Genomic DNA, 11,959 nt, shown 5'->3' with positions numbered 1-11,959 from the left:
ATGATCACCTAGCTTCCTTATCGTTTACCCTCATTATGCACCATTGTAGATGATTTATGTTTATGAAAAAAATTAACTTCAATAACCTTGAATAAAAGTCAACATGCCAGACAGGGTTGTCGTTCCAATTTTTTTATAAACGGATTTGTTTAAAAGCTTCAGATTGCTCTTTTATTCCTTTTTCTGCTGCAAATCGTTCAATACTTGACGCACCAAAAAAGCCGACAATCCCATCTACTTTTTCAATGACGTATGCAGCGTCTTGTGGTTCAGCGATTGGTCCACCATGACAAATAGCTAAAATATCTGGATTGACCTCTCGACCAGCATTAACTATTTTCTGAATACGTTCTACAGAGTCATCAAGAGTTAGTGCTGTTTTAGCACCAATTGATCCTTTAGTGGTTAACCCCATATGTGCTACCAGTATATCTGCACCTGCTTCCGCCATTTTCTTTGCTTGTTCTTCATTAAAAACATATGGAGTAGTTAACATATCTAGTTCATGTGCTTTTTTAATCATATCAACTTCTAAATCATAGCCCATTCCAGTTTCTTCTAAATTTTGTCTAAACACGCCATCAATTAATCCAACCGTCGGGAAATTTTGCACCCCGCAAAATCCTTGAGATTTTAACTCCTTTAAAAATACATCCATAACCCGAAATGGATCGGTTCCGTTTACCCCTGCTAATACTGGAGTGTCCTTGACAACTGGCAATACTTCACTTCCCATTTCAACTACAATTTGATTAGCATCTCCATAGGAAAGAAGCCCAGCTAATGAACCACGACCTGCCATACGATAGCGACCCGAATTATAAACAATTAACATGTCTGCTCCGCCGGCTTCACTGCTTTTTGCGGTAATACCAGTTCCTGCTCCTACACCTAATAAGATATTCCCTTCTTTAATTTGTTCTTTAAAACGTTGTAAAATCTCTGATCTTAACATATTAATTTTCTCCTTTTTTTTCTTCTATTAATTGGATAAGCTTCTCTGCTGCTGCTTCTGCAAACGCACGATCATTGATCGCCTTTTCTAATTCAATAACCTGAACTTTATCTTGATCAATGTTCTTTTTTAACGTATCAAATAGCATTTGATCCTCTTCCGGTCCGTAAAACGGCTGTCCATGCACATCAAGACCAGATAGCCCTTTTAATGGTAAGATTAAAGCTGTATCTCCTGAGGCCATATTAAGTTTCTCCGCAAGAACTTCTCCTATGTGTTTATTTTCTTCCATATTGGTTCGCATTAACGTTACAGTTGGATTGTGCTTATAAAACTTTCGACCGGTAAATCGTTCTGGCACAGTTTCATAAGGTCCAAAGTTCACCATATCCATGGCGCCTACTGAAACAACCTGTGGGACATTATGTTTTGCTGCAGCTTCTAAGCGATGAGGTCCAGCACCAAGTACCCCCCCCACTATTTCATCTGCCCATTCTGTTGTTGTTATATCCAGTACACCTTCAATAAATCCTGCTTCAATTAAGCTTTCCATTGTACGTCCACCAATTCCCGTAGCATGAAAAACAAGCATTTCATAACCTTGCTTTTCGACGTATGCTTTCGCGTAGTTGATACATGGAGTTGTCAATCCAAACATCGTCGCAGCTAATAAAGGCTTGTTATCAAAGCGCTGTTTGTTTTCAAAGCTCAACATTCCAACAATAGCGAAAACAGCATTGGTAAATATTTTGGTGGAAATTCTATTTAATCCAGCTACATCAACAATCGATGGGTACATTATAATATCGCTCGTCCCAACATAAGGAGCTACATTACCTGAAGCAACTGTAGAGACCATTATTTTTGGAACCCCAATTGGTAATGCTCTCATTCCAGGTGTAACTATTGAAGTTCCACCAGAGCCACCAAACGAAAGAACTCCATCAAGCTTCCCTTGTTCATATAACTGTGGTAAGACAATTTCCATCCCTTTTGATAAAACAAGCGTCGCTTTACCCCGATCTTCAGCTTCCACAATTTCATTTATATTTTCTCCAGCCGCTTGAAAAATAACTTCATTGGAAATATCCGGATCAAATGCCGGTTTAAATACTCCTGTGTGAATCGTCAATGTTCTAAAGCCTAACGACTCAATCAGTTCTTTTACAAACAAAAATTCCTTTCCTTTCGTATCGAACGTACCTGCTAAAGCAATAGTTTTACTCAATATACTTCTCCCCTTTCATATGAACTGAACCTTCATTCCAGGAAACCTTACCACCCGGAATGTTTGTACCACAAGGGTATGACCTAAAGGCCTTTGAACGAAGCAGGCATACAGGGATCGTTACTCTCACTTGCTTTTCTTGGCTCACAACTATTCCTGTTATGTGCGTTTACAGCCCTTATATAAATAAATGAGAAAACGATACCAATTGTTGAAAGCCCTAAACACCGACTTATGACCTATAAGGCATTTGTGTTTTTCTTTCTATATACAAATGATACCGTTTCCTATCGTAAATAGTAATGTGCTTATGTTTGTATATTTTGTCATTACGTAAGATTTATACCTGTATTAACAAAAAAGTTACCAATTGTAATGGTAAAAACTTACTATGAAACCATACTAAAAAATTAGACAGCGGTAGCTTTTGACACAAACAATCTGTTAGTTATGTTTATGATAAAAATTGAACCTTTTTACAATATTGAATCACCCCTATGTTTATACTTCTTCATGTGAAAGTGAACATGGTTAAAGAAAGCTTCACTTTAAGAAAACAGTTGGAGAGACACCTTTTCTTTTTTTAAATATCTTACTAAACTGAGCATAATCAGGATAACCAACCATTTCGGCAACTGTGGAAAGAGGGAGTCTTTTTTCCTGCATAATTTCTATAGCTCGATTTAATCTAAAATCAATTAAATATTGTGTAAATGGAATTCCTACCTCTATCTTAAATAAAGAACTTAAATAAGGTCTGGAAAGATTTAATATGCTTGCTAAATCATTTAACGTAATCTCGTCCATATAGTGTGTACTTATATAATCTTTAATAAACTCCACATAATCTTCCTTGTTAGAAAAACCAGCCATTATTTTTTGTATATATGTTTCGTATTTAACATCATACGTTTCTTTAAATGATTTGGTTATATTAAAAATAATCTGCTCTGCCGGGATACGTTCAAATACAGAGCCGCCGATATACCCATCTATTTCTGTTCCATCATACATGAACTGCACATCGATCGGCCGATTTACAGGTCCTCCATAAACCATTTTGATCACATTCGGGTTTACCTTATCACATGCATGAAAGATATCCACAGCTAACTTCTTAGCAGATTGTAATGATTGAATTTGCTTGGCACCTAAAATTCCACCTACAGTTAAACCAAGATGTACACAAATTATATCTGCACCGGCATTAAGCATATCTATCGCTTGTGTTTCATTAAAGACAAAAGCTACAGTAATCAGATCCAACTCATTCGCAAATTGAATCGCCTCTACTTCTTTGGCAAAAGAAATACCTTGGTTCTCTAGAGCTTCGCGAAATTGGCCATCAATCAAGCCTACTGTCGGGTAGTTATTTATTCCAGCAAAACCACTGGCTTTAATTTGTCTAATATATGCATTCATATTAATCGTAGGGTCTGTAGCAAATAAGCCAAAAATCGTTGGAATCTTTTTTAAGGTTGGCAATACTTCCTTAAAAGCAAATTCCATTACCATTTGATTACTATTCGTACATGCAGTAAAACCAGCTAACGAGCTTACTCCCATCTGACGAAACCTTCCGGAGCTTAACGTCAATATAAAATCAGCGCCTCCTTGTTCGGCATATTTAGCTGTAAGGCCAGATCCGGCAGCAACTCCAATGATATGTTTATTCGCTTTAATTTGTTGATTTAACGTTTGCAGTAACTGGAATTTATTATTCATCATTTATTACTCTCCATAACGTATAGTTTTGGATGTTTCGTACCAAAATTGCTATTTTTCCAATTATATATTTTCCATTAAATCTATCTTTCTTAGTTTGGAAACAATTGTTCCAAAAACGGCTTGACACTAGCCAAATCTCTTTCTGTTGTATAGCTGTTAGATGATAAATTTCGTAAACCATGCAACATATTTTGCTCCTGGAATAAATAATAATTGTGCCAACAATGTGCCAAAAAGCCGTGAGCTTACCATCATTAATGAAACTATTTTTAAAGTTTGATAGCTTCCACGTTTGTTTACTACATCATCCGCAAGCACAGAAACTTTAGGATCTACAAAAATAACGAGCAAAATGGTTGCAACACCATTAATAAGTCCAGAAGCCATTACTGCTGTAGCAGCTCGTTCCGGTACAATTAAAGAAGCATATAAGGCTGCTAATACACCAATTGTATAAATAGCAGTAATAACCATATTAATTAGAAAAACTTTGCTTGTCGCCAAGTCCTTATGGCGAAAGCTGTAGTTTTTCTTATACTATAAACCCTAAAATTTTTATACTTTATAGTGTAAAAAATAACTTCATAGGTATATCCCTAAACTTGATTCCAGTTAAATCGGATCGTCTAGGGAAGCGAACATGCTTCCACCCTCGCAGAAAAAAATCAACGGATAGACCTTTTCGAATTAAAGCTAGTATCGAGCCATTTTCATTTGATAAATGGATAATTGCCCTGGAAAATAAAGCGATAAACGTTGGAAACACAATAATACCAGCTACCGTTCCTGCAGTAGACGCACCAATAAGTATTCGATACTGATGTTCTACAAATTGAAGTGCATTTTCAGCAGGTGCTGTATCGATTAAACTACCTGTAAAAGGTTGTTGCATCATGTTTGCCAAACGTGAGACGATAACCATAATATTAAAAAGAGCAAGAGCTGAAGCAATCATCTTCACCCTTGCTCCCGATAAGCGAACCGCATAAGCTAGCGTTTCAACACTATGAATAATAAAGATAAATAAAAAAATGAGTAATAACTTCCCAGTTAAAAAGTCCATGATGGTTACTTCCTTAAGTTTTTTATCTATCATAGCATAAAAAAGGCGACTCTATATAGTTCCACCTAGACTTATAGTGGCAGTTCAATAGCCCTATTTTCAGTTAGCTTGCTTTGAGTGTTCTGTTTTATCTTACTTATAACACTTCTTTAAATCAGTATTTTTTCTAGATAAGCTTATAGGATTTTCTTAAGATCCATAGAACAGCAATATTACTCCCTCCAATATCCCTTGTCCCTTCATTTAAATCTTTAGAGTACGGATCATAAAAAGCTGTTATCCATATATTCATGTGTAAAACATCCGGTTACTAAGACAGATGGCAGCACCAGCATCATTTATTCGACTGGCAAGTGATGAATAGTAACTTCCGGTCGACTACCGACACGGATATTAAGACCTGTTTGCCCAAGACCCTCACTAATATAAAATGGTCTGCCATTTAAGAGATGTAAGCCTTTTACCATATTCATCTTGACTAACTTCCCCATTTTGCGAAGATGATACGGCTTTGGCCAATGAATTTGTCCACCATGAAAGTGACCTGAAAGTAAATAATCAAAATGATACTCATTCATTTTTAATACAACATTAGGGTCATGTGTCAATACTAAATTACTTCCTTCTTCTACACCGTCAAATGCTCTTAATAAATCACTATGATTCGTACTAAAATTATCAATTCCAATAATATTTACACACTTACCCTGTACTTGTATTTGCTTATTTTCATTTTGTAACGTTTTAAATCCGTGTTCATTTAGCACCTTTTTTAACCACGCAAAGCTTTTGCGACTTAAAATATAATCATGATTACCAAACACGGCATAAGCACCATAAACCGGTTGCAGCTCACTTAATACCTCTAGGTAAGGAATTAATTTGGGAATGCTTCGCTTACGGTCCAAAAAATCACCAGTTAACGCAATTAAGTCAATTCGCTTTGAATCAATACTCTCAATTAAACGCTCGGGTGTTACCGAGATATTCTCAATATGCATATCTGAAATATGCAATATATTAAGCGATGTGTTTTTACTGGTTTCACTATCTGTTTCAACCTTTATCTCATTTAATACTAAAGAATGTGTGTTTTGATAGCCTTTATATACAAAATAGCTTAATAGAATCAGTATAATTAAACCGATATACAAACCGTTCACCTCCATACTCTATTATAAAGCCTATCTATTCAATGTTAACTTGTAATATATGGATATTCGTGACAAAGGTTATAATCTCTTCAATAAGCACAACGTTTTTTATTGTATAGAAAATTGTATCTGTTTCTGCATTGTAGATATCTTTCTTGAAATTAGCTTCGTTAATACAGACAATCGAGCGCTTCTAGCTTTTGTTCTCTTTACATTTATTTTTCTCCTATTCTTACTTCCAATTAAAAAATAAATGGATTGACAATGTTTTTTGAAATTAGTAAAATATTATAAAACCGTCCAGACGGTCTTTTAAGTTTTGGAATCATCAACTATCTGTCTAATCAATTGATCGATGAGATTTTTGCTTAGAAGTGCATTAAAGTGGTAAAATGTTTGGGCTTAAGTACAAGTACAACTGGGCAAACACCTACATCCGAGCTTAGGCACTAGTCAAAATTTCTTATTTGGAGGGATAATATTGGCATCGAAAGCTGAAAGGAAGCGCCAACATATTTTAAAATCTGGCACGAAATTTATATTAGAACATGATTTTAATGCTTTAACCCTAGACGCTGTAGCAAATTATGCTGGAATTAGCAAGGGCGGTCTTTTATATCACTTTCCCAATAAAGATGAATTGTTAAAAGGCTTAGCAGATTATGTTTTTGAACAATATACAAACCTGTTTTATGAATATGCAGCCAATGATCCGGCGGATAAAGGTAAATGGACACGTTCCCTTATTCAAGTATCCAAATGGGATCTTGAAAATAATGCAAAGCTAAATATAGGAATAATGGCTACCTCTATGCTCGATCCCAACATGACAAAAGAGATGTCTAAAGGGTATCAGCACATGCAATCTAAAATAGAACAAGATAAGCTGGATCCTGTTGATGCAAGTATCATTCGTCTTGCGATCGATGGTCTATATTATTCACAGCTTTTAAATATGGCACCGTTACAGAAAGATTTGCGGGAAAAAGTGATCGCTCGTTTAATTGACATGACGAAATAGACATGTTTAAATAGCCAAGTAAAAATGAACAAATAAACGTCACTACGTACAAGTAATTTAATAAATCAACAGGAAAGTTTGTAGGAAAATCATACATTAAAAAAGACGATACAGGATAAAACAAGGAGGAATACGGTGAATCCTTTTGCCCTATTATTTTTTGCAATTATTAGTGAAGTTATCGGCAGTACGATGTTGAAACTATCTAATGGTTTTAAGCGTCTCTTTCCATCCTTAGGTGTTGTTTTAGGCATGGGGACGGCTTTTTACTTTTTATCGTTAACATTGGCTAAAATACCATTAAGTACAGCTTATGCTATCTGGTCGGGAGCAGGAACTGCGCTTACAGCAGTGGTAGGTATACTATTGTTTAAAGAACATGTCTATATGCGGAAAATAGTTGGCTTACTTCTTATTATTGGTGGTGTTGTTACATTGAAATTAGCCTCTGGATATTAATTATAAGCGAGGGGTAACGAATGAAAGGTTATCTTTTTTTAATTATTGCTATTATCTTTGAAGTGTTTGGTACAACCATGCTAAAATTATCAAACGGCTTTGCAAATCTTATTCCAACTCTAAGCTTTATCCTCGGATTTAGCCTAGCATTTTATTGTTTATCTTTAAGTTTGAAAACAATTGCTTTAAGCTTTGCCTATGCTATTTGGTCAGGTCTTGGAACAGCTTTAACTGCCTTGATTGGTATATTCATTTGGAATGAACCTTTTGGCTCATTAACAGCCATTGGCTTAATTGCGATCATTGGAGGAGTTATATTACTAAATATGGCACCTACCAAAGAAACCACTTCTCATCGATCCAGTGGCTAATATTCTGGTTTTTTTTTGTTTTTAAATCCTTTCACTTTCTTGTGCGTATTACTATAAGGGGAATGAAATAACAATCATCGGAATTATAACTATCGTAATGTAATGGGGACTACCTATGCAGTTAATTATATTTATGGTTATGGATGGAATCGAATTATCATGGAATGAGATATGAAGCTATTTTGCAAGAATTGGAATACAGAGGAAAGAAAGCCAAATATGAGGGCAATAGGAAATTAATCATAGATAGAAAACCTTAAGGGTTGCGGAATGGAATAATAGTGTACAGGGAAAGCTTTTATAACAAACCAAACCATTCTAAAGTTTAATAAGTCATCCTAACGATCGCTGTTGAGCGATAACAGGAGCATATGTTTAAAACTTGTAATCTGTTTAAAATGTGTAAATTTGAATTTGCAATCATTAGTTGCAATATCATAGAACATCATATAACCAATTATTTTGTAGTATTTTAATTGATTCTGCTTATGCAAATAGTTTCCCTGTAAATCTTCCGCTATACAAAATAGCTGTAAATTTCCCTAAAATGTGCACTATCTTGAAACTCCCATTTTTGTATCTTTTTTCTTTTCACTTGATTTCTGCTAAAGTTTCTCTACTGTTCATCTCAATTGTTTCCGAAGTTTAAATCCGAAACTATTTATACTTCCTTTATTCTTTACCAGAAGTTAGTATGCCTTTAGCATAAATACAATCCGAATATATAATTAAACATTGACACAAATAAAGACAGTACGATCGGATAATAGGGAACTAATACTCCTGATGCTATATCTTTTTTCTGGAACGAACGGTATTGCTCCTATAGCTGTAAAACGGATCGTAACAATTAAAACCGTACTTGATCTTTTCTTCATATGCTCCTACCTTGCCCTGACCGTTCTCCTAGTTGCTAATCACCTGTTGAGTAGTATTTCATTTTTCAGCTAGCACCGCTTGAGAAAGGTCGTTTTTTTTACTTAGCTTAAATAACTTTTCTGAATGTCATGTCCATAACTTCTTTATAATTGATAGATTTATAGTAATAAAATTCAGCATTTTTCCTACATGATTGCAAATGCAATTTGTCAATTTAGGTTGCAATGATGTTATTCCATAGATCTAACACTTGAGCTATCCAGTTCCATGCAGATTTTGCTAGTCTACAGTCACCATTACTTATCCTAAAATTCGCAAATATGAACCTTTCTTTGCTTTTTCATACGCTTGCTGATTCATTTCTTTAATTCGATTAGACAGCTTTGATGAACGAATAAGCTGATTTTTACTTAAAATTGATGGATCAATCAAACGGGGCTTCGTTTTACGATGAATATGATAATTATTTTCATCCTCAATAACAGAAACCGGTTGTTGTAACTGTACAATTAATTGATTAATTTCCTGTTCTTGAGTTGAACGTAATATCTCGATTACTTCTTCATCCTCTAAGAAAAAATCAGATAAAGAGATGATTCCTTTTTCCAATGCTTGCTGTAAAATAACAGTTAACCGATCACTTCCATATATATTTAAAGGACCCATAAAGAAACCAATAACTTCCTTATAATATAATTCTACAAACCACTCAGCAATTTCTAACTTATTAAGATACATTTTACCGTCGATCACAATTAGATTTTGTAAAAATGCTTCTACATCAGCAAGTGAAATATTACGATATGTATACATGTCTCGGAGTGTATAATCAACCCGATCCGCACATAATTCTGGGGCAGACTGCTCTAATAGCGTCCATTTTGAATCATCCATTATGATTTCTTCATAATTATAGCCATATGTCTTTAATATTAGTGGCAATTCTGAGTTAATAACAACTTCATGAAAAATACGTTCATGATAATCCTCCTTTTCATTATCCATCACAAAATCAATGATATGAGAAAAAGCTGTATGCGAAATATCATGCAGTAACCCGGCTATTTGCTCTTCCAGTGATCCCCCTAATCGTTTAATAAGAAGCATAACTCCAATAGAATGATCAAAACGAGTTACATTCCATGCTGGATTGACCAAATAGCTTGCACCACCTTGATGTATGCCTTTTAACCGCTGTACAGGCCGACTATTAATTAATGCAGCAAGTACACCATCCACCTGATAAGTTCCATATAACGGATCATTAATTATCATTTTTTCCCTTCTTTCATACGCTATCAATATGAGATTCTTCGTCTTCAATTACATATTATAATATATCTATTGAACTTATAGAAAAGGAGCCAAGAATTAGATCGGCTCCTTTCAATTATCCTCTTATTCTGTTAACAGTGGATAGTAACCTTCTTTTGTATGGGTTTCGGTTCCAACTAATGGTGGATTAAAGACACACACCATACGCATTTGTGTTCTGGCACGAAGCTCATGTTTATCATTTTCATTTAGCAGATACATGGTGCCAGGCTTTATCTGATATACCTCACCTGTTTCAAGCTTTTCTATCTCCCCTTCTCCTTCAATGCAATAAACTGCTTCAATATGATTTTTATACCAAAAGAAATTAGCAGTGCCTGCTTTAATAATGGTATCGTTTAAACTAAAGCCAACATTATCCTTTTTCATGATAAAGCGTCTACTTGTCCAGTTTTCACTGGTAGTTTCATCGTTTGTTCCAATAATATCTTCAAGTGATTTGACAATCATTATGATTCCTCCTTTGTTTGATAAATTCATTTCTTCAGTATTTGCTTTATACTTGCTTCTAAAATATCAAAACCTTCATCAATTCCTTGTTTATCGATGATCAAAGGAGGCAGAAATTTCACTACTTCATCATCTGGACCAGAAGTCTCAACTATTAACCCATGCTGAAATGCTGCTTGACAGATCTGATTAGCCAGTTCGTTCTGTGGTAGAGCAATCCCTTGCATTAATCCTCTGCCACGGGCTTCTCCGTTTAGTGATGGGAATTTTTCAATAATTACCTCACTACGATTTTTCACCTGCTCACTTCTACGTGAAATATCTTCTGTAAAGCGCTCATCTTTCCAATAATGACGTAATGCTTCCGTTGCTGCAATGAAAGCTAAATTATTTCCCCGGAATGTCCCGTTATGTTCACCTGGTCCCCATTGATCAAATTCCGGTTTTATTAATGTAATCGCCATCGGTAGGCCAATTCCACCAATCGATTTTGATAAACAAACGACATCCGGATAAATCCCTGCTGGTTCAAAACTGAAAAATGTTCCAGTTCTTCCACAGCCCGCCTGGACATCATCGACAATCAACAAAATGTCCCATTGTTTACAAATTGCTTCAATCTTTTGCAGCCATTCCATACTTGCTGCATTAATACCGCCTTCTCCTTGAACTGTCTCCAAAATAATTGCTGCGGGTAAAGAAACACCACTGCCACTATCCTCTAAAAACCGTTCTAAATAAGCAATGGAATCCTGATTATCAATATAATTATCAAACGGCATGGAAACACTATGATGAAGTGGAATTCCTGCACCGTGCCGCTTAAATGAATTACCGGTAACCGATAACGAGCCAATAGTCATACCATGAAACGCATTGGTAAAACTAATGACGGTATCTCGTCCGGTAACTTTTCTGGCAATTTTTAAAGCACTTTCTACCGTATTTGTTCCTGTTGGTCCAGGAAACATAATTTTATAGTCAAAATTTCGGGGCTTGAGAATAATAGTATGGAATACTTCTAAAAAATCCTTGCGAGGCGTTGTTCCCATATCTAAACTATGAACAATTCCATCATTCTGTAGATACTCAATTAATCTTTCTTGCATGATGTCATGATTATGTCCATAGTTTAAGGCGCCTGCCCCTGCAAAAAAATCAATATACTCTTTCCCTTCTACATCCCACAGCTTATAGCCTTTGGCCTTTTCAAACACAGTTGGCCAACCTCTACTGTAACTTCTAACAGCTGATTCTAACTCTTCAAAAGTTTGCATGCGATTATTTTTTACTACTGTTGTAGTCACAAAATCATC

10 protein-coding genes and 1 pseudogene are annotated in these 11,959 nt (G+C 35.3%); 3 read left to right on the top strand and 8 right to left on the bottom strand.

The window, feature by feature from the left end; translation table 11 throughout:
- Positions 1-133: 133 nt before the first annotated feature.
- From KQI21_RS11170 to KQI21_RS11150, 5 genes and pseudogenes are all read right to left on the bottom strand, one after another.
- The gene (locus KQI21_RS11170; protein ID WP_077320184.1) at positions 134-955 is read right to left on the bottom strand and encodes a phosphoenolpyruvate hydrolase family protein; all 822 of its coding nucleotides are present in this window, start codon (positions 953-955) and stop codon (positions 134-136) included.
- Between the two features lies 1 nt (position 956).
- Positions 957-2,183: a Tm-1-like ATP-binding domain-containing protein gene (locus KQI21_RS11165; protein ID WP_216484235.1), complete on the bottom strand. Its 1,227-nt coding sequence runs from the start codon at positions 2,181-2,183 to the stop codon at positions 957-959.
- A gap of 543 nt (positions 2,184-2,726) precedes the next feature.
- Complete coding sequence (locus KQI21_RS11160; protein ID WP_216484234.1) at positions 2,727-3,911, bottom strand: phosphoenolpyruvate hydrolase family protein; 1,185 nt, start codon at positions 3,909-3,911, stop codon at positions 2,727-2,729.
- A gap of 156 nt (positions 3,912-4,067) precedes the next feature.
- Positions 4,068-4,974, bottom strand: a pseudogene (locus KQI21_RS11155) (lipid II flippase Amj family protein).
- Between the two features lie 338 nt (positions 4,975-5,312).
- Positions 5,313-6,128, bottom strand: a complete 816-nt coding sequence (locus KQI21_RS11150; RefSeq protein WP_253291402.1) for a metallophosphoesterase — start codon at positions 6,126-6,128, stop codon at positions 5,313-5,315.
- 481 nt (positions 6,129-6,609) lie between these two features.
- Between KQI21_RS11150 and KQI21_RS11145 the strand changes: the two genes are divergently transcribed.
- The 3 genes from KQI21_RS11145 to KQI21_RS11135 all read left to right on the top strand — a co-directional run bounded on the left by KQI21_RS11145 (position 6,610) and on the right by KQI21_RS11135 (position 7,979).
- Positions 6,610-7,149, top strand: a complete 540-nt coding sequence (locus tag KQI21_RS11145) for a TetR/AcrR family transcriptional regulator (protein ID WP_216484232.1) — start codon at positions 6,610-6,612, stop codon at positions 7,147-7,149.
- A 135-nt stretch (positions 7,150-7,284) separates the two neighbouring features.
- On the top strand, positions 7,285-7,608 hold the full coding sequence (locus KQI21_RS11140) for a DMT family transporter (RefSeq protein ID WP_216484231.1): 324 nt from the start codon (positions 7,285-7,287) through the stop codon (positions 7,606-7,608).
- A gap of 20 nt (positions 7,609-7,628) precedes the next feature.
- Positions 7,629-7,979: a DMT family transporter gene (locus KQI21_RS11135; protein ID WP_216484230.1), complete on the top strand. Its 351-nt coding sequence runs from the start codon at positions 7,629-7,631 to the stop codon at positions 7,977-7,979.
- Between the two features lie 1,179 nt (positions 7,980-9,158).
- Here KQI21_RS11135 and KQI21_RS11130 read toward each other — a convergent pair.
- The 3 genes from KQI21_RS11130 to ectB all read right to left on the bottom strand — a co-directional run bounded on the left by KQI21_RS11130 (position 9,159) and on the right by ectB (position 11,950).
- Positions 9,159-10,133 (bottom strand): HD domain-containing protein, encoded by a 975-nt coding sequence (locus KQI21_RS11130; RefSeq protein WP_216484229.1) that lies wholly within the window; start codon positions 10,131-10,133, stop codon positions 9,159-9,161.
- A gap of 123 nt (positions 10,134-10,256) precedes the next feature.
- Positions 10,257-10,643: an ectoine synthase gene (locus KQI21_RS11125; protein ID WP_216484228.1), complete on the bottom strand. Its 387-nt coding sequence runs from the start codon at positions 10,641-10,643 to the stop codon at positions 10,257-10,259.
- Positions 10,644-10,669: 26 nt separating this feature from the next.
- Positions 10,670-11,950, bottom strand: coding sequence for a diaminobutyrate--2-oxoglutarate transaminase (ectB, locus tag KQI21_RS11120; protein WP_373687648.1), 1,281 nt, complete (start codon positions 11,948-11,950; stop codon positions 10,670-10,672).
- Positions 11,951-11,959: the final 9 nt, after the last annotated feature.

The sequence above is a fragment of the Virgibacillus proomii genome (genome assembly GCF_018916875.1).
Taxonomy (GTDB): Bacteria; Bacillota; Bacilli; order Bacillales; family Amphibacillaceae; genus Virgibacillus; species Virgibacillus proomii_B.
The sequence above is the reverse complement of the archived record's forward strand: the minus strand, read 5'-3'. Positions and strand labels throughout refer to the sequence as shown.